The organism is Salipiger thiooxidans (assembly GCF_900102075.1).
Lineage (GTDB): Bacteria > Pseudomonadota > Alphaproteobacteria > Rhodobacterales > Rhodobacteraceae > Salipiger > Salipiger thiooxidans.
The window spans coordinates 51,186-69,209 of the sequence record NZ_FNAV01000004.1 but is presented as its reverse complement, the minus strand read 5'-3'; the positions used below and the strand labels follow the sequence as shown (position 1 = coordinate 69,209).

General features: G+C 70.1%; 13 protein-coding genes. 8 read left to right on the top strand and 5 right to left on the bottom strand.

Translation table 11 applies throughout. The annotated features are described in order from the left end of the window. Positions 1–11 precede the first annotated feature (11 nt). The 4 genes from nirB to BLQ77_RS06680 are packed head-to-tail and all read left to right on the top strand — an operon-like array spanning position 12 to position 6,368. Positions 12–2,444 carry a nitrite reductase large subunit NirB gene (gene nirB, locus BLQ77_RS06695; RefSeq protein WP_089957016.1) on the top strand — a complete coding sequence of 811 codons (2,433 nt, stop codon included), beginning with the start codon at positions 12–14 and terminating at the stop codon, positions 2,442–2,444. Beyond that, positions 2,441–2,773 carry a nitrite reductase small subunit NirD gene (gene nirD / locus BLQ77_RS06690; RefSeq protein WP_089957012.1) on the top strand — a complete coding sequence of 111 codons (333 nt, stop codon included), beginning with the start codon at positions 2,441–2,443 and terminating at the stop codon, positions 2,771–2,773. The genes nirB and nirD overlap by 4 nt, the downstream gene beginning before the upstream one ends. Beyond that, positions 2,773–5,409, top strand: a complete 2,637-nt coding sequence (locus BLQ77_RS06685) for a nitrate reductase (RefSeq protein WP_089957008.1) — start codon at positions 2,773–2,775, stop codon at positions 5,407–5,409. Before nirD ends, BLQ77_RS06685 begins: the two co-directional genes overlap by 1 nt. Then, positions 5,406–6,368 carry a glycosyl transferase family protein gene (locus tag BLQ77_RS06680; protein WP_089957003.1) on the top strand — a complete coding sequence of 321 codons (963 nt, stop codon included), beginning with the start codon at positions 5,406–5,408 and terminating at the stop codon, positions 6,366–6,368. Before BLQ77_RS06685 ends, BLQ77_RS06680 begins: the two co-directional genes overlap by 4 nt. Before the next feature lie 277 nt (positions 6,369–6,645). Here BLQ77_RS06680 and gghA read toward each other — a convergent pair whose 3' ends face one another. The 3 genes from gghA to BLQ77_RS06665 form a co-directional block, all read right to left on the bottom strand. Beyond that, the gene (gene gghA / locus BLQ77_RS06675; RefSeq protein WP_008884183.1) at positions 6,646–9,051 is read right to left on the bottom strand and encodes a glucosylglycerol hydrolase; all 2,406 of its coding nucleotides are present in this window, start codon (positions 9,049–9,051) and stop codon (positions 6,646–6,648) included. A 577-nt stretch (positions 9,052–9,628) separates the two neighbouring features. Continuing rightward, on the bottom strand, positions 9,629–10,234 hold the full coding sequence (locus tag BLQ77_RS06670; RefSeq protein ID WP_089956999.1) for a 2-hydroxychromene-2-carboxylate isomerase: 606 nt from the start codon (positions 10,232–10,234) through the stop codon (positions 9,629–9,631). Positions 10,235–10,441: 207 nt separating this feature from the next. Then, positions 10,442–11,461: an AraC family transcriptional regulator gene (locus BLQ77_RS06665; RefSeq protein ID WP_089956996.1), complete on the bottom strand. Its 1,020-nt coding sequence runs from the start codon at positions 11,459–11,461 to the stop codon at positions 10,442–10,444. A 121-nt stretch (positions 11,462–11,582) separates the two neighbouring features. Here BLQ77_RS06665 and BLQ77_RS06660 point away from each other — a divergent pair, with 121 nt between their 5' ends. From BLQ77_RS06660 to BLQ77_RS06645, 4 genes are all read left to right on the top strand, one after another. Next, positions 11,583–13,250 (top strand): acyl-CoA synthetase, encoded by a 1,668-nt coding sequence (locus BLQ77_RS06660; RefSeq protein WP_089956993.1) that lies wholly within the window; start codon positions 11,583–11,585, stop codon positions 13,248–13,250. Between the two features lie 27 nt (positions 13,251–13,277). Then, entirely contained in the window at positions 13,278–14,045 is a 768-nt protein-coding gene (locus tag BLQ77_RS06655; RefSeq protein WP_089956990.1) for an SDR family NAD(P)-dependent oxidoreductase, read from the top strand. 252 nt (positions 14,046–14,297) lie between these two features. Next, on the top strand, positions 14,298–15,482 hold the full coding sequence (locus BLQ77_RS06650) for an acetyl-CoA C-acyltransferase (protein ID WP_089956987.1): 1,185 nt from the start codon (positions 14,298–14,300) through the stop codon (positions 15,480–15,482). Next, positions 15,482–16,609, top strand: coding sequence for an acyl-CoA dehydrogenase family protein (locus BLQ77_RS06645; RefSeq protein WP_089956983.1), 1,128 nt, complete (start codon positions 15,482–15,484; stop codon positions 16,607–16,609). The genes BLQ77_RS06650 and BLQ77_RS06645 overlap by 1 nt, the downstream gene beginning before the upstream one ends. 47 nt (positions 16,610–16,656) lie before the next feature. Here the strand turns inward: BLQ77_RS06645 and BLQ77_RS06640 are convergent, their stop codons facing one another. Together BLQ77_RS06640 and BLQ77_RS06635 are read right to left on the bottom strand one after the other, a co-directional pair. After that, complete coding sequence (locus BLQ77_RS06640) at positions 16,657–17,235, bottom strand: hypothetical protein (protein WP_089956980.1); 579 nt, start codon at positions 17,233–17,235, stop codon at positions 16,657–16,659. A gap of 103 nt (positions 17,236–17,338) precedes the next feature. Next, a complete protein-coding gene (locus tag BLQ77_RS06635) occupies positions 17,339–17,656 on the bottom strand; it encodes a hypothetical protein (RefSeq protein ID WP_089956977.1) in 318 nt (105 codons plus the stop codon). Positions 17,657–18,024 lie beyond the last annotated feature (368 nt).

Here is an 18,024-nt window from a genome sequence, read left to right as displayed (position 1 = left end):
GAGCCGCAGCAATGCAGAAACTCGTCGTCATCGGAGCGGGCATGGCCTCGGGGCGGATGCTGGAGCATCTCCTTGACGCCGCGCCCGACGCCTTCGAGATCACCGTCTTCAACGCCGAACCGCGCGGCAACTACAACCGCATCATGCTGTCGCCGGTGCTCTCGGGCGAAAAGAGCTACGCCGAGATCGTCACCCACGACGACGCCTGGTACGCCGCCAACAAGGTCACCTGCCGCTTCGGCGAGAAGGTCCTGAGCGTCGACCCCTCGCGCAAGGTCGTGGTGGGCGAGAAGGGCGAGGTCGCCTACGACAAGCTGGTCTTCGGCACCGGCTCGTCGGCCTTCATCATCCCCTGCCCGGGCCATGACCTGCCCGGGGTGGTCGCCTTCCGCGACCTCGAGGACACCACCGCCATGGTCGAGGCCGCGGGCAAGCCGGGCTCGAAGGCGGTCGTCATCGGCGGCGGCCTGCTCGGGCTCGAGGCCGCGGCGGCGCTGCGCCTGCGCGGCATGGAGGTGACCGTGCTGCACATTGCCTCGCATCTGATGGAGCGCCAGCTTGATCCGGCGGCGGGGTACCTTCTGAAGAAGGATCTCGAGAAGCGCGGCATCACCGTGCTGCTCGAGGCCTCGACCAGGGAGATCATCGGCAACGGCCGCGCCGAGCAGGTGAACCTTGCCGACGGCACCGAGCTGCCCTGCGACATCGTGGTGATGGCGGTGGGCATCCGCCCCGCCGTGACGCTGGCGCAGGACAGCGGCATCCCCTGCGGCCGCGCCATCAAGGTCGATGCGCAGATGCGCACCGAGACCCCGGACGTCTTCGCCGTCGGCGAATGCGTGGAATACAACGGCAACCTCTTCGGCCTCGTGGCGCCGCTCTACGACCAGGCCAGGGTGCTGGCGAAGACCCTCGTGGGCGAGCCCGAGACATTCGCCATGCGCGAGCTCTCGACCAAGCTCAAGGTCACCGGCTGCGACCTGTTCTCGGCGGGCGATTTCGCCGATGCGCCGGGCCGCGAGGACATCGTCTACCGCGACCCCGCCCGCGGCATCTACAAGCGCCTCGTCATCGAGAACGACCGCCTGATCGGCGCGGTGATGTATGGCGACACTGCCGATGGCAACTGGTTCTTCGGCCTCATCAAGGAAGGCGGGGACATCTCGGAGATGCGCGAGACGCTGATCTTCGGCCCGTCCTACCAGGGGGGCGCCTCCGCGGACCCTCTGTCAGCCGTTGCAGCATTGCCGCCTGATGCGGAAATTTGTGGCTGCAACGGCGTCTGCAAGGGCGATATCGTCAAGGCGATCGAGGCCGGTGCCTCGGATCTCGGCGCGATCCGCGCCACCACCAAGGCCTCGGCCTCCTGCGGGACCTGCACGGGGCTGGTGGAACAGGTGCTCTCGGTCACGCTGGGCGACGATTTCGTCATCCCCGCCGCCCAGCCGGTCTGCGGCTGCACCGACCTCACCCACGAGGACGTGCGGCGCCTGATCAAGACCGCGGAGCTGAAGTCGCAGGAGGCTGTCTGGCAGGAGCTTGGCTGGAAGACCCGCAACGGCTGCCACGTCTGCCGCCCGGCGGTGAACTACTACCTGCTGGCGGACTGGCCGCTGGACTACAGGGACGACCCGCAAAGCCGCTTCGTCAACGAGCGCAACCACGCCAACATCCAGAAGGACGGCACCTATTCGGTCATGCCCCGCATGTGGGGCGGCATGACCACGCCGGAAGAGCTCATCGCCATCGCCGAGGCCGCGAAGAAATACGACGCGGTGGTCAAGGTCACCGGCGGCCAGCGCATCGACCTGCTCGGCGTGAAGAAGGAAGACCTTCCGGCGATCTGGTACGACCTCAACGAGGCCGGCATGGTCTCGGGGCACGCCTACACCAAGGGCCTGCGGACGGTGAAGACCTGCGTGGGCTCGGACTGGTGCCGCTTCGGCACGCAGGACAGCACCGGGCTCGGCATCAGGCTCGAGAAGAAGCTGTGGGGCAGCTGGACGCCGCACAAGGTCAAGCTCGCCGTCTCGGGCTGCCCGCGGAACTGCGCCGAGGCCACCTGCAAGGACGTGGGCATCATCTGCGTCGACAGCGGCTACCAGGTCGGTGTCGCGGGGGCCGCGGGCATGGACGTGAAGGAGACCGAGCGGCTCGTCGACGTCCGGACCGAGGACGAGGCCATCGAGTGGACCACTGCCTTCATCCAGCTCTACCGCGAGACCGCCAGGTATCTCGACCGCCCCTACAAGTGGGTGGCCAAGGTCGGGCTCGACTGGGTGAAGGAGGTGCTTGCCGACGACGCCGAACGCAAGGCGCTGGTCGACCGTTTCGACGTGTCGCAGAGCGTCTACCAAGTGGACCCCTGGGCCGAGCGGGCCGTACCGGACGCGGCGCGCCGCTTCCAGCCCCTCGCCGATCTTACCGTGGAGGCTGCGGAATGAGCTGGATCGACATCGGACATATCGACGACGTGCCCCTGCGCGGAGCCCGTCTGGTCAAGACCCACGTGGGCTGCGTCGCGGTGTTCCGCACCGACGAGGCCGAGGTGTTCGCCGCGTCGAACACCTGCCCCCACAAGAAGGGCCCGCTCTCCGAGGGCATCGTGCATGGCCACAAGGTCACCTGCCCGCTGCACAACTGGGTGTTCGACCTCAACACCGGCGAGGCGCAGGGCGCCGACGACGGCCGCATCTCGACCTACCCGGTGCGGCTCGAGGACGGGCGCATCCTGCTGGACGGCGCCGCCGTCTCGAGGCGGAGTGCCGCGTGATGACCGACGCGCGAGCCTGCGAAATCCGGTCCACCTGCCCCTATTGCGGCGTGGGCTGCGGCGTGCGCCTGCGCCCCACCGGGGACGGCGGTCTCGAGGTCCGGGGCGATCCGGTCCACCCCGCCAATTTCGGCAAGCTCTGCTCCAAGGGCTCTGCCCTCGCTGAAACCCTCGGGCCGGAGGGCCGCCTGCTCTCCCCCGTCGTGCGTGGCACCGAGACCGGCTGGGACGAGGCCCTCACCCTCGTCGCGGACCGGTTCCGGGAGACCATCGGGCAACACGGGCCGGAGAGCGTGGCCTTCTACGTCTCCGGCCAACTGCTGACAGAGGATTACTACATCGCCAACAAGTTGATGAAGGGCTACATCGGCGGCGCCAACATCGACACCAATTCACGGCTCTGCATGGCCTCGTCGGTGGCGGGCCACCGCCGCGCCTTCGGCACCGACACCGTGCCCGGCACCTACGAGGACCTCGAAGAGGCCGACCTGATCGTGCTGGTGGGCAGCAACCTCGCGTGGTGCCATCCGGTGCTCTACCAGCGCATCCTCGCGGCAAGGAAGACGCGTGGCACCAGGCTCGTGGTGATCGACCCGCGGCGCACTGCGTCCTGCGACGGGGCGGACATGCACCTCGCGCTTCGGGCCGGGACCGATGCGGCGCTCTTCAACGGGTTGCTCTGCGCCATCCACGACGCCGATGCGGTGGACGAGGGTTTCATCCCCTCCGTGCAGGGCTTCGACGACGCGCTCGCCGCCGCCTCCAGCGACCGGGCCGAGGTGACGGGGCTGTCCGAGAACGATCTCGCCGCCTTCTACGACCTCTGGATCCGCACGCCGAAGGTGGTGACGATCTACAGCCAGGGCGTGAACCAGTCTTCGTCGGGGAGCGACAAGGTCAACGCCATCCTCAACTGCCACCTCGCCACCGGCCGCATCGGCACCATTGGCTGCGGGCCGTTCTCGGTCACCGGCCAGCCCAACGCCATGGGCGGGCGCGAGGTGGGCGGGCTTGCCAACATGCTGGCGTGCCATCTCGACATCGAGAACGCCGACCACCGCGCCGCCGTGCACGCGTTCTGGGAGAGCCCGCGCATGGCCGCCGCCCCCGGCATGAAGGCCGTCGAGATGTTCGAGGCGGTGGGCGACGGGCGCATCAAGGCGCTCTGGATCATCCACACCAACCCCGCCGTGACCATGCCAGATGCCGATGCGGTGACGTCGGCCATCGCGGGCTGTGACTTCGTCGTGGTTTCGGATATCACCGGGGCCAACGACACGGCGCGGCTGGCCGATGTGCTGCTGCCCGCCACCGCCTGGGGAGAGAAGGACGGCACGGTGACCAACTCGGACCGCACCATCAGCCGGCAACGCGCCGCCCTGCCCGCACCGGGCGCGGCGCGGCCCGACTGGGCGATCCTCGCCGAGGTCGGTCGCCGCATGGGCTGGCACGACGCCTTCGACTACGCCACGCCCGCCGAGATCTTTCGCGAATACGCGGCGCTTTCGGGCATCGCGGGCAAGCTCGGGCGCGACTTCGACATCTCGGGCCACGCAGACATCTCCGACAGCCGCTACGAGACGCTGGAGCCGTTCCGCTGGCCCTTCGCGGGCGAGCGCTCCGGCGGGCGCTTCTTCGGCGACGGCCGGTTCTACCACGCCGACGGCAAGGCCCGGATGCTGCCGATCCGCTACCGCCCGCCCGCCGCGAAGCAGGGTCCGCGCTTCCCGTTCCGGCTCAACACCGGGCGCATCCGCGACCAGTGGCACACGATGACCCGCACCGCGCGCTCGCCCCGGCTGGCGGCGCATCTGGCAGAGCCCTTCCTCGAGATCCACCCGCGCGACGCAGAGCGGCTCGGCATCGCCGCCGCCGACCTCGTGCGGGTCGAGAGCACGCAGGGCTCGGCGGTGCTGCGCGCCCGGATCACCGACGCAGTGCAGCCGGGCGACGTCTTCGCGCCGATGCACTGGACCGGCGAGACCGCGCCCAGCGCCCGCATCGACGTGCTGGTGGCGCCGGTGACCGACCCGGTCTCCGGCCAGCCCGAGAGCAAGGCCAGCGTCTGCGCCGTGCGCCGCTTCGAGGCGGCGTGGTACGGCTTTGCCATCGCCGCCGACCGGCTCGATCCGTCCTGCGACTACTGGGCCCGGGCCCGCACCCGCGCCGGCTGGCGGGCCGAGCTTGCCGGTGCCACCGTGCCGCAGGACTGGGAGGCCGAGGCCCGCGCGCTCTTCGGTCTCGCCCCCGGCGACGCCGAGGCGCAGGTGCTGATCGACGCCCGGCGCGGCCTCGCCCGCATTGCCTTCCACCGCGAGGGACGGCTGATCGCCGCGCTCTTCGCCGGGCCAGAGCCTGTGGCGCTCAAGCGCGACTACCTCGCCACCCTGCCCGGCACCGAGGCCTGGGACGCGCTCACCGGGCAGCCGCCCGCCGACCGCCCCGACCCCGGCCCGCTGGTCTGCTCCTGCTTCAACGTCGGCGTGAACACCATCCTCGCCGCCATCGAGAGCCAGGGTCTCGTGTCCGTCGAGCAGATCGGCGCGGCGCTCGAGGCCGGCACCAACTGCGGCTCCTGCCGCCCGGAACTGGCGGCGATCCTTGCTGCCGCCCATGCAAAGGAAGCCGCCGAATGAGCCTTGGCGCCCATGTCCGCACGCTGGGGCGCGGCCCCGGACGGTCGCGATCCCTGACCCACGAGGAGGCGCGCGACGCGATGCGCCTGATGCTCTCGGGCGAGGCCGACCCACATGCGGTGGGGGCGCTGCTGATGCTGATGCGGATGAAGGGCGAGACCGCGGACGAGATCTCGGGCTTCGCCGCCGAGGCGCAGGCGAGCCTGCCCGCGCTGCCGCGCCCGGCGCTCGACTGGCCCTGCTACGCCGCCGGGCGCACGCGCGGGCTGCCGTGGTTCCTGCTCTCGGCGCGGCTGGTGGCCGCCGGCGGCCACCCGGTGCTGCTGCACGGCTGGAACGGCGCCGACCGGGCGATCCGCGACGGGCTCGGCACCCTCGGCATCGCGGTGGCCGGCAGCGGCGCCGAGGCCGGCGCGCTGATGGCGCGGGACGGCATCGCCTACCTGCCGCTCGAGACGCTGTCGCCGGCGCTCTTCTCGCTGCTGACGCTGCGCGACGTGCTGCACCTGCGCTCCTGCATCAACACCGTGTGCCGGATGCTGAACCCCGGCGCGGCCCCGGTCAGCGTGCAGGGGGTCTTCCACCCGCCCTACCGGCTGCTGCAGGCGGATGCGGGCGCGCTGCTGGGGCTCGAGGCGCTGACCGTGATCAAGGGCGGTGGCGGCGAGTTCGAGCGCCACCCCTGCAAGGCCATCGCGGGCTTCGGCCTGCGCGGCGGCGCGGCGTGGGAGACCAGCTTCCCCGCGCTCCTGCCCGAGGAGACCCGGCGCCTCGACGACGGCGCCACCGACGGGGCGATGCTGAGCGCGCTCTGGGACGGCAGCCTGCACGACCCCTTCGCCGAGGCCGTGGTCACCGGCACCGCCGCGCTGGCGCTCGACACGCTGGGCGTGCCGGAGCCGCTCGACGTCGCCCGCGCGCTCTGGCACGCCCGCGCCCCGATCGCCGTCTCGGCCTGAGGGCTTTTCCGGCCTGGCGTCCTTACCGCCCCGGACGACGCTCTGCCCGATCCCGGTTCCCCCCGCGGCGCGACATGTATCGGAGGCCCTCAGCCGGTCCCAGGCCCGAGCTCAAGACCGGACCCAGATGCAGTTGTCGACCGCGCTCGGGCCACGCTTCACGCCCGGGCCCCAACCGAGACCCGGACAAAGACCACGCCCATGTCACGGCTCACGCTCAGGTCCGAGCGCAGGCCCCGGCGCAGGCTCAGGTCAGAGCGCAGGCCCTGGCGCAGGCTCAGTGCGGCTCGCCCGCGAGGTGGGTGATGTCGAGCCCGCGGGTGAACACCAGCCCCATGCTGTCGCGCAGCACCAGCGGGCCGCCGATGTAGTCCGCCCCGATCCCGGGGCCGCGGATCGTCAGGTGCCAGTCGTTGCGGCTGACGCTGTCGGGCAGCAGGTCGAGCGGGTCGATGTCATCGGTCTCGCCGCCCTCCATGTGGCAGACGGTGAAGACCTCGCCCCCCTGCGGCGCATTGCGCAGCGCCACGAAGACCGTGCGCCCGTCGATGGGCTCGAGATAGCGGAAATGGTCGTCCGGGCCCAGGTTCTGCCGCAGCCACGGGTTGTTCAGCCGGAACATCCGCAGCCGCCGCATGGCGTTGGTCTGCACCGGGTCGAGCTTCGAGGTCGAATGCGAGACGTTGCAATATTCGTGCATGTCATCCATCCACGCCCGCGCGATCTGCTTGAGCCCGCCCACGGTGATCGGGCGCGGCCCCGCCAGCGGCGGCTCGACCGCGTTCAGCAGCGTGGCAATCGTGTTGAGGTCGTAGTCCGTCACGTCGACCAGTGCCGGCAGGAACTCGAGGAAGCGGGCGAGATCCTCGCGGGTCTCGAAGCCCAGTTCCTTGAGCCAGCGGAAGGCACCGGGCACCGAGTAGCTGTACTCGTCCACCTGCCATTTAAGCGAGATCGCCTCCTCGGAGACGACCTTCACCCCGTACTTGTCATCCTGGTTGCGGATGAAGCCCCAGCTGGCCCGGGCGGTGGCATTGAGGAAATCCATCGGCACGCCCGGCAGCGCGGCATAGGTCAGGATCGACACCGCGGGGTTGTCGTAGGCCTTGTCGAGGATCTCCATCTTGGTGTCGCCGAGACGGGTGTTGATGTTGAGCTTGGGGTTCACCTGCGTACCCCGGCGCAGCGTGTCGTGGTTCGCGGTCCCCGAGATCCAGTTCGAGCCGCGCTTCAGGATCTCCTGCAGGCGCCAGTACTTGGACAGCCAGAAGGTGTAGATGAAGGGCGTGTTGTGGGCGAAGGTCAGCGGCCCCCACTGGAACACGTCCGGGTCGGTCTCCTTCTGGTTCTCGATGACCGCGCGGTAGTCCGAGCTCAGCTCCCAGTCTTCCTGCGGCCACGGCCGACCGTCCTCGAAGACGAACCACGGGCGGTAGTCGACACCGGCCACGTTCTGCACGAGGTCGGACATCTCCTGCAGGTAGGCGTCGTCGTGGCGCATCTCCTGCGTGGAGGCGTCCCACCACTTGAAATCCTGCGCCCCGTCGACGCGCACCCCGTCGGCGCCGAAATCCACCTTGCGGCGCTGCATCTCGAGCAGGATCGCCCGCACGAAGGGGTTATGGTAGGCGAGGTTCTGGCCGTACATGTTCGGCCCGGCGAAGAAATGGCTGTTGAGCACGCCGAGGCCCTGATTGTCCGAGTGGCCGAAGACCACGTCCAGCACCAGCATCTTGGGCCAGTGCGGGAAGTTGTGCAGCACCGCGGCAAGGTCCACCAGCTCGTCCGGACGCGCGGTCTCGAGCAGCACCGGGTTCACCGTGGCCATGCCCGAGATCACGATGTCATAGCCCCAGTTCGTGGTGTCGGGCCGCATCAGGTGGGCGGTGACGCGGGTCTCGTCGCTGTCGGTGTCGGTCCAGAACGCGGGACCGGCCTCGTAGACCGTCGTGGGCTCCACCGGCAGCAGCTGCACTGCGTCGTACCCCGCGAGGAGCTCTTCGTCGGGCTCGAGCGTCAGCCCCGCCCCCACGCGCGCGGCGAGCCGCTCGAACTGGCGGGTGAGCGAGGCCAGCGTGCCGCCGGGGGTGGCGGTGGGCACGTGCACCTGCAGGATCGAGGTCGGCGGCGCGAACTTGTGCGGGCCGTCCTTGCGGACCTGCTCGAAATAGCCCTTGTCCTGCCGCCGGGCCTGCATGGCGGGAAGATCGTAGATCTCGGCCGGGGCGAAGGCGCCATAGGGCAGCGAGGCCGCCAGCGGGTCGAGGATGCGGTGGTAGTCGCCCTCCTGCCCGCGGTAGACCAGCGCGTAGAAATCGCCGACCCGGTCGCGGTCGCCGGCGTGCAGCCCGGTGGCGGCGGCAAAGGTGAAGGCCTCGCAGCGGGACACCGGCAGCAGCACCCGGTCGAAGGACACGTCGCTCTGGCTGGCGGTCAGGTCGATGGCCTCGTCCGGGCGCAGGATCTCGAGGAAGACGTCGCCGTCGGCAATGCGCCAATCCTGCAGCTCCGGGGTCCAGAACCCGAACTCGACGCGGTCGCCCTCGACCAGCGCCCCGAGCCGCCGGGCGATGTCCCGCCCCGCCGCGAAGCGGTCGGGCGCGGTGTTGAGCACGTCCTGACACCACTGGGCGCGGTGCTGGGCGGCGTCGCAGTCACTGGCGATTTCGGGCATGTCCTTCATGTCGTCTCCGTTCTGTCGTTGCGCGACGCCGGACGGCGCATCGGCGCGTGAACCCCGGTCGGGGCGCCCCTTGCTCGGCGCATCCGCCGTCGGGCGGCGGCGCGAGGGGCCGGCTCTGCGCCTCTTGGCGCACGGGTGGCCCTGCACGTGCTGTGTGAGGGGCCGGGTTGCGCCGGTGGCGCAGCGGGTCGGTGCGGCGCCTGTGGCGCGTGTCGGTCTCGTTGCGCCGGGCGGCGCAGGGCTGCCCCTTGCGGAGCGGATGTCAGGTCCCGCACCTTCCGCGCGGGGCTTGGTGGCCGTACCACGGGTGCAGACGTCAGCCCCTGCACCCGTGGCGCAGGGCTTGGCTGCCGCACCTCAGGTGCTTGTTTCAGCTGCTCCACCTCCGGCGCAAGTCACCGCCCATGCGCCTGCGGCGCGGGACGGCAACCCTGATGCCCAAGACTAGCCCGCATGCCCGGGTCTTCAACGCAAAACGCCCCGTCCATGCCCGGACGGGGCGCCGATGGAGACGTCTTCGGCAGGTCTCTGCCCGACGGGCCCGCCTGTCAGCGTGACGCTGGTCGGTCCCGACCGTTCAGGCGGCGACCTTGCGCAGCGCCTCGCGCATGAAATCCAGCCGATCCTGGCCCCAGAAGCGCTCGCCGTCGATCACGTAGGTGGGCGAGCCGAAGACGCCAGCGTCGATGGCCGCCTGGGTCACCGCGACGGCCTCGTCGCGCAACTCCTCGGTCTCGGCGGTGTGCAGGAGGTCCATGCAGGGCATGTCGATCTGGCGCAGGGCCTCGCCGAGGTCGCCCGGATCGGCGATGTTGCGCCCTTCGGCCCAGGTGCCGCGCAGGCAGGCCATGGCGATGCTGTCCTGATCCAGCCCCAGCCGCCCCGCCGCGAGGATCACCCGGCAGGCAAGCCGCGTGTCGGCCGGGTAGTTCTCGGGGCCGACCTTCATCCGCAGGCCCCGCATCCGCGCCAGACGCCGCTGGTCCTCGACCCGGTAGCTGCGCGCCGCGTCGGACTGGTCGTAGGGCGGGCGGAGACCGCTTGCCTCGTAGACCTTCACCATGTCGATGGGCAGGAAACGGACCCTTGCGCCGGTCTCGCGCGCCAGCGCCATGAGCGCGGCGTGTCCGAGATAGGCGTATCCTGAAATCGGTCCGAAGTAATAATCGATGACCTTGCTCATGCCACTCCCCCGAGAGTCGTAACTGGCGGCCCGCCGTTTCGCCCCGGGCGCATCAGGGTCGCCCCCTGCAGCGCCTGGGCCGTCTCGCCCTATCGGCGCCCGTCCCGTTTCGCTTGTCAACGAAGCCGCGCGAGCGGGCCTCGCAGCCGCAGAAAGAGCCGCCGGATCACGCAGAATACGCGCGGCGAAATGCCGTTTGCCGGTTTTTCAGGCAGAGTCCGGATCCGCACCACCGCCGGCCCCGGCCCGCGCCGCCTGCCGGAAGGCGCCGGGGCTCTGCCCGGTCCAGCCCCGGAAGGCGCGGTAGAAGGCCCCGGCCTCGCTGTACCCCAGCGCCTCGGCGATCGCCGCCACCGGCCGGTCGGTCTCGCGCAGGAGCCGCTGCGCCGCCACCGACAGCATCTCGCCCCGAAGCGCGGCGTAGCTCTGGCCCTCGGCCCGCAGCTGCCGACGCAGCGTTGCCTCGGACAGGCGCATCTCGGCGGCCAGTGCGGCCACCCCCGGCCACACGGCGGGCGGCGTCTCCTTGAGCCGCGCCCGCACCCGCGCCGCGGTGCCCCGGTCGTGGCGGTAGCGTACGAGGATGTTGGCGGGGGCCTCGCGCAGGAACTGCGCCAGGGCCTGCTCCGAGCGCACGGTGGGAAGGCGCAGGTAGGCCGCGTCGAAGCGCAGCCGGGTCTGCGGCTGGCCGAAGCGCACGGGCGCGTTGAAGAACTGGTGGTAATCCTGCCGGTGCTGCGGCGCGGGACAGGCGAAGTCGAGATTCCGCAGCGGGATCCGCCGCCCGATCAGCCAGCAGGATACCCCCATCAGGATCAGCCAGTAGGTGCGGTAGGCGAAGGCCGGGCGCTCGGTCACGTCCTCGAGCACGATCTCGGCGCTGCCTTCGCGGATGCGCAGGGTGCCGCGCGGGCGGTCGAGCACCACGCGCAGGAAATCCAGCGCCCGGCGCAGCGCCTGATCGAGCGTCCTTGCGTGCAGCACCGCGTGGCAGAGCAGGTCGAAGCTGCCGGGCCGCATCGGCCGCGCGGCGAGGCCGAAGAACTCGTCCTCGATGGCCTGCGCGATGGCCCACCAGAGCTGGCCGTAGGCGATGTTCGAGACCGGCTCCGTCACCTGCCCCGGCAGGCCCGCGGCGCGCAGAAGCGGCGACGGGTCGATGCGCCGCTCGTGCAGGCAGTAGAGCGCGTCCTCGACGAAACCGGGGCTGATGCTGCGGCGTTCCATGACGCCACGTACATGGCATTTCCGATCACGATTCAAGACCTCTTCCGTCATTGTATGCCATGGGCCGCGCCCTTACCTCTTCCGGACCACCGCGCGCTGCGCGGAACGGGAGGAGACCGCCATGAACACCAGACCCGACAGCGGGACACGGCCGAGCTATGCCGAGGCCGTAAAGCTCTTTCGCATCGAAAACGCCATCGCCGGACTTCAGGGCGACATCGCGACCGGCCTCAACGCCTGCGTCGAGTGCTGCGACCGCCATTGCGGCGAGGATCGCATTGCCCTCCGCTGGATCGCCGCCGACGGCCGGTTCGAGACCTACAGCTTCGAGGACCTGCGCGAGATGTCGGCCCGCATGGCCGCCGTGCTCAGGGACGCGGGCGTGCAGCCCGGCGACGTGGTCGCGGGCCTGCTGCCCCGGACGCCCGACCTCGTGGCGACCGTGCTGGGCGCGTGGCGTCTGGGCGCGGCCTACCAGCCGCTCTTCACCGCCTTCGGCCCCAAGGCCATCGAGCACCGCCTGACCACCGCCGCCACAAGGCTCGTGGTCACCGACACCGCCAACCGCGGCAAGCTCGACGGCATCGCGGACTGCCCGCAGGTGGCCGTGGTGCTGAAGGAGGGCGAGACAGCCCCCGACGGCGACATCGACCTGCGCGCCGCCATGGCCGCGGCGCCGGCCGAGTTCGCACCCGTGCAGCGCGGCGCCGACGACCTGATGATGATGATGTCCACCTCGGGCACCACCGGCCTGCCCAAGGGCGTTCCGGTGCCGATGCGCGCGCTGCTCGCCTTCGCCGCCTACATGCGCGACGCGGTGGACCTGCGCGCCGGCGACACCTTCTGGAACATCGCCGATCCGGGCTGGGCCTACGGGCTCTACTACGCGATCACCGGCCCGCTGGTGCTGGGACAGGCGACGATCCTCTGCGAGGGCGGCTTCACCGCGCAGAGCCTCTGCGACACCGTCGAGCGGCTGGGCGTGACGAGCCTTGCGGGCTCTCCCACCGCCTTCCGGATGCTGATGGCGGCAGGCCCCGAGGTCGCGGCCCGCATCAAGGGACAGCTCCGCGTCGTCAGCAGCGCCGGCGAGCCGCTCAACCCCGAGGTCATCCGCTGGTTCGACCAGAACCTCGACGTGCCGATTCACGACCACTACGGCCAGACCGAGCTTGGCATGGTGGTGAACAACCACCACGGGCTCGACCACCCGGTGCGCGCGGGCTCGGCGGGCTATGCCATGCCCGGCTACCGCGTCGCGGTGCTTGACGAGGCCGGGCGCGAGGTCGGCCCCAACGAGCCCGGCACGCTGGCGGTGGACATCGCCAACTCGCCGCTGCTGTGGTTCACCGGCTACCACAACAAGGACACTCCGGCGATCGCGGGCGGGTACTACCGCACCGGCGACAGCGTCGAGTTCGAGCCCGACGGCTCGATCAGCTTCATCGGCCGCGACGACGACGTCATCACCTCGTCGGGCTACCGCATCGGGCCGTTCGACGTCGAAAGCGCGCTGCTCGAGCACCCGGCGGTGGTGGACGTGGCGGTGATCGGCGTGCCCGACCCCGAACGCACCGAGATCGTGAAGGCCTTCGTGGTGCTGGCGGACGGCGTCGAGGGCACGCCGGAACTGTCCGAGGAGCTGCGCCTGCACGTGCGCGGGCGGCTCTCGGCCCACGCCTACCCCCGCGCGTTGGACTTCGTGGCGGATCTGCCGAAAACTCCCAGCGGCAAGGTGCAGCGCTTCGTGCTGCGCAAGGCCGAGGTCGAAAAGCAGGCGCAGGCCTGAGCCCGGACTCTTGAAAGGACAATTGCAATGAAGATCGAAGACAGGGTCTTTCTGGTGACCGGCGGAGGCTCGGGCCTCGGCGCCGCGGTGGCGGAGATGATCGTGGCGGGCGGCGGCAAGGCCGTGCTGCTCGACGTGAATGCCGAGGCCGGCGAGGCCAAGGCGGCAGAGCTCGGCGCCTCGGCGCTGTTCGTGAAGACCGACGTCACCAGCGACGCCGACGGACAGGCCGCGGTGGCGGCGGCGAAGGAGCACTTCGGCCGGCTCGACGGGCTGGTGAACTGCGCGGGCGTGGCACCGGGCGAGAAGATCGTCGGCCGCAACGGCCCCCACGCGCTGGAGAGCTTCGCGAAGGCCATCACCATCAACCTCGTGGGTACCTTCAACATGCTGCGCCTCGCGGCCGCGGCGCTGACGGCGAACGACCCCTCCGAGGACGGCGAACGCGGCGTGATCGTCAACACCGCCTCCGTCGCGGCCTTCGACGGGCAGATCGGTCAGGCGGCCTATGCCGCGTCGAAGGGCGGCGTCGCCTCGCTGACCCTGCCCGCCGCGCGCGAGCTGGCGCGGCACGGCATCCGCGTGGTGACCATCGCGCCGGGGATCTTCGGCACGCCGATGATGGCGGGGCTGCCGCAGGACGTGCAGGACTCGCTCGGCGCCTCGGTGCCGTTCCCGCCGCGTCTGGGCAAGCCCGCGGAATACGCGTCGCTGGTGCGGCAGATCTTCGAGAACACCATGCTCAACGGCGAGGTCATCCGCCTCGACGGCGCGCTGCGCATGGCGCCGAAGTGACACTGTCATCCGGGAGAGCCGCGCCGTCGCCAGCCCGCGGGTTGGCGATGCGACCGTCGAGCCTCTCGGTTTATCCCGGCCACGTCCGAAGGAGCTCGACACGACGCGCTGTCGGCTCACAATCGCCAGCCCCGGGGGCGGGCTGGCGATGGCGCGGCGGCGCTTCGCGCCCTGTCCCGCGCCGGACACCGTTCGACCCCCAAGAGTTTCCGGCTGCCCCGGCAGCCCGCACCCCCTGAGGAGGACACCATCATGGAAGATCCCATCGTCATCGTCGGCATGGCCCGCACCCCCATGGGCGGGTTCCAGGGCGACCTCTCCGGCGCCACCGCCTCCGAGCTCGGCGCCAGCGCCATTGCCGCCGCACTCGCGCGCGCGGGGGTGCCCGCCGGCGACATCGAGGAGGTGGTCTTCGGCTGCGTCCTGCCCGCCGGTCAGGGCCAGGCGCCCGCCCGCCAGGCCGCGCTCGGCGCCGGCCTGCCGCTGTCCAGCGGCGCCACCACCGTCAACAAGATGTGCGGCTCGGGCATGAAGGCCGCGATGTTTGCCCATGACCTGCTCACCGCCGACAGCGCGAAGGTCGCCGTCGCGGGTGGCATGGAGAGCATGACCAACGCCCCCTACCTGCTGCCCAAGGCGCGCGGCGGCTTCCGCATGGGACACGGGCAGGTCATCGACCACATGTTCCTCGACGGACTCGAGGACGCCTATGACAAGGGCCGCCTGATGGGCACCTTCGCCGAGGATTGCGCCCAGTCCTACCAGTTCACCCGCGAGGCGCAGGACCAGTACGCCCTCACCTCGCTGGAGCGCGCCCGGAACGCCATCGCCGACGGCAGCTTCGCTTCCGAGATCACGCCGGTCACCATCAGGACCCGCAAGGGCGAGAGCCTCGTCGAGATCGACGAACAGCCCGGCAAGGCGCGCCCGGACAAGATCCCCTCGCTGAAGCCCGCCTTCCGCGACGGCGGCACGGTGACCGCCGCCAATGCCTCGTCGATCTCGGACGGTGCGGCGGCGCTGGTGATGATGAAGCGCTCCGAGGCCGAGGCGCGCGGGCTCACGCCGCTTGCGGTGATCCGCGGCCACAGCACCCATGCACACGCGCCGAACCTCTTCCCCACCGCCCCCATCGGCGCCATGCGGAGGCTCTCGGACAAGACCGGCTGGGATCTCAGGGACGTCGATCTCTTCGAGATCAACGAGGCCTTCGCGGTGGTCGCCATGGCCGCGATGCGCGACCTCGACCTGCCGCATGACAAGGTCAACGTCCACGGCGGTGCCTGTGCGCTCGGCCACCCGATCGGCGCCAGCGGCGCCCGCGTCATGGTCACCCTGCTGGCCGCGATGCAGAAGAACGACGTGAAGCGCGGCATGGCCTCGCTCTGCATCGGCGGCGGCGAGGCCACCGCCATCGCGCTGGAAAGGGTCGCGTGATGCTGCTTGACGAGCTTCAGGAACAGATCCGGGACGGGGTGCGCGCCTTCGCGCAGGACCGTCTCGCCCCCGGCGCCGCCCGGCGCGACGCCGAGCACGCCTTCCCGCTCGAGGAGCTGGCCGAGATGGGCGAGCTCGGCTTCCTCGGCATGCTGGTGCCCGAGCAATACGGCGGCTCGGACCTCGGGATGGTGGCCTACGCGCTGGCGCTGGAAGAGATCGCCGCCGCCGACGGTGCCTGCTCGACCATCGTGAGCGTGCACAGCTCGGTCGGCTGCATGCCGATCCTGCGCTTCGGCACCGAAGAGCAGAAGGCGAAATACCTGCCGAAGATGGCGCAGGGCAAATGGATCGGCGGCTTCGCCCTGACCGAGCCGCACACCGGCTCGGACGCCTCGGCGATCCGCACCAGGGCGGTGCGCGACGGCGACCACTACGTGCTGAACGGCTCCAAGCAGTTCATCACCTCGGGCAAGAACGGCGACGTCATCATCACCTTCGCGGTCACCGATCCAACGGCGGGCAAGAAGGGCATCAGCGCCTTCATCGTGCCCACCGACACACCCGGCTACGAGGTGATGGCGGTCGAGCGCAAGCTCGGCCAGCACAGCTCGGACACCTGCGCGCTGGCCTTCAACGAGATGCGTCTCCCGGCCGAGAACCTGCTGGGCGCCGAGGGCGAGGGCTACCGGATCGCGCTCTCGAACCTCGAGGGTGGGCGCATCGGCATCGCCAGCCAGGCGGTGGGCATGGCCCGCGCGGCCTTCGAGGCGGCGCGCGACTACGCCCGCGACCGCCACGCCTTCGGCAAGCCGATCCTCGAGCAGCAGGCGGTGGCGTTCAAGCTGGCGGACATGGCGACCCGGATCGAGGCCGCCCGCCAGATGGTGCTGCATGCCGCCGCCCTGCGCGAGGCCGGACGCCCCTGCCTCACCGAGGCGTCGATGGCCAAGCTCATGGCCTCGGAAATGGCCGAGGAGGTCTGCTCGGGCGCGATCCAGATCCACGGCGGCTACGGCTACCTCGCCGATTACCCGGTCGAGCGCATCTACCGCGACGTGCGGGTCTGCCAGATCTACGAAGGCACCTCCGAGGTGCAGCGGCTGGTCATCGCCCGCGGGCTCTGATCCTGTCCCCATACCGTCGCGCCGGGCAAGGGCTCCGGCGAGCGGCCTCAGCTCCGCCGGGCCGCCGACAGGCGCATCCGGCGGAACACCATCATCAGCAGAAGCGTGGTGACCACGAGCCCGATCAGGTCGCCGATGGCATAGATCACCAGCACCGTCACCGCCTCTCCCGGCAGGATGCTCTGGCTGAAGATCGTCGACTGCGCGAGGGAATTGGTGAAGGACGCGATCGAGCCCGCCAGCAGCAGCCACTTCCAGTGCCCCCGCCGTGGCTGGCGGGCATAGAGGTTGAAGCCGAAGCCCCGCATCATCTCGAAGGCCAGCGGCGAGGCCGCCGCCCCCGCGGCGATGGACAGCAGGATCACCGGTTGGGTGGCCTGGCTGACGTCGGACGGGGTGAACATCAGCTCCGACAGGAAGGCGCCGAGCGCGAGCGGCACGAAGGCAATGGGCCCCAGCAGCCAGGTCGCCAGCACCCGCACGCCGTGCGGCAGGTAGGCGAGGCTGGCAAAGTCGGTGACGTCAGGCAGCAGCAGCGCCTGCACCGGCGTGATGAGCCAGGCGGTAAGCCCGTGGGCCAGCATGTAGGCCACGATAACGATGCCGAAGGTCTGGAGTCTGGTCACGGGGCGCTCACCGGGTGTTCTGGGGGCTGCGTCTTTGGCTGTCGTCCTTGTCGTGGCCGCGAATGGCCGGCTGTCGTCTTGCCCCGCCGGCGGCAGAGGCGCGCTACCGCTCGGGAAGGTCGGCGCCCACCAGGTCGCTGCGCACGACGTACGCGCGTGCGCGGCTGCGGCCTGCGTGCTCCAGCAGCCCGGCCCCGACGAGGGTTCGAATTGCCCGGTAGAATGTCGCCTGGGCAACCGGTTGCAAGAGCGAATGGCTGCGGATCCTGTCCGAGCTCACGATGTCGCCCGGCGTTTCGGTGAGGGAATGCGCCGCGAGCAGTACATCGCGCTCGATTCGGCTCAGGTCCTCGAGACCGACGTCACGCTCAAGCTGGCGTAACATTTCACGCAGTTCAAAGATCGGGGTCAGCTTGTCCATGACAGGTATCATTCGTAAATATAAGGGTCCCGTCAACGTAATGAGGGAGACGATCCACGGAGGAGTTTATCATTTTGATAAACTCTTGGCCTTTAGGCCACTCCGTGGTAACGTCCCCAAGGCGCGGTTCCGTGAGTGGTGGCGTCGCCTTGTGTGTTTAATCAGGATCCGCCTTGGTGACATCGTCACCGAGGCCTTTTTTGTGTATACCAATTATCCACTTTGAACCAGCCCTTATGTAAGCTCTTTCCACGTTACGTAACGATCTGAAACAGGGTGACGTGACGGCATCTCCCTTGGTTTGAGCGCTCTCCGCGCCCCCGCCCCTCTCCCACCCGCGACTCCGGGTCGCAGGGCCTCTCGCGGCG

Excerpts from the sequence above, each read along its gene's own strand:
- BLQ77_RS06665 (WP_089956996.1), bottom strand. The coding sequence starts at position 11,461 with ATGGAACGCCGCAGCATCAGCCCCGGTTTCGTCGAGGACGCGCTCTAC.
- BLQ77_RS06650 (WP_089956987.1), top strand. The coding sequence starts at position 14,298 with ATGGAAGATCCCATCGTCATCGTCGGCATGGCCCGCACCCCCATGGGC.
- BLQ77_RS06645 (WP_089956983.1), top strand. The coding sequence starts at position 15,482 with ATGCTGCTTGACGAGCTTCAGGAACAGATCCGGGACGGGGTGCGCGCC.
- nirD (WP_089957012.1), top strand. The coding sequence starts at position 2,441 with ATGAGCTGGATCGACATCGGACATATCGACGACGTGCCCCTGCGCGGA.
- BLQ77_RS06680 (WP_089957003.1), top strand. The coding sequence starts at position 5,406 with ATGAGCCTTGGCGCCCATGTCCGCACGCTGGGGCGCGGCCCCGGACGG.
- BLQ77_RS06635 (WP_089956977.1), bottom strand. The coding sequence starts at position 17,656 with ATGGACAAGCTGACCCCGATCTTTGAACTGCGTGAAATGTTACGCCAG.
- BLQ77_RS06655 (WP_089956990.1), top strand. The coding sequence starts at position 13,278 with ATGAAGATCGAAGACAGGGTCTTTCTGGTGACCGGCGGAGGCTCGGGC.
- BLQ77_RS06660 (WP_089956993.1), top strand. The coding sequence starts at position 11,583 with ATGAACACCAGACCCGACAGCGGGACACGGCCGAGCTATGCCGAGGCC.
- BLQ77_RS06670 (WP_089956999.1), bottom strand. The coding sequence starts at position 10,234 with ATGAGCAAGGTCATCGATTATTACTTCGGACCGATTTCAGGATACGCC.
- gghA (WP_008884183.1), bottom strand. The coding sequence starts at position 9,051 with ATGAAGGACATGCCCGAAATCGCCAGTGACTGCGACGCCGCCCAGCAC.
- nirB (WP_089957016.1), top strand. The coding sequence starts at position 12 with ATGCAGAAACTCGTCGTCATCGGAGCGGGCATGGCCTCGGGGCGGATG.
- BLQ77_RS06685 (WP_089957008.1), top strand. The coding sequence starts at position 2,773 with ATGACCGACGCGCGAGCCTGCGAAATCCGGTCCACCTGCCCCTATTGC.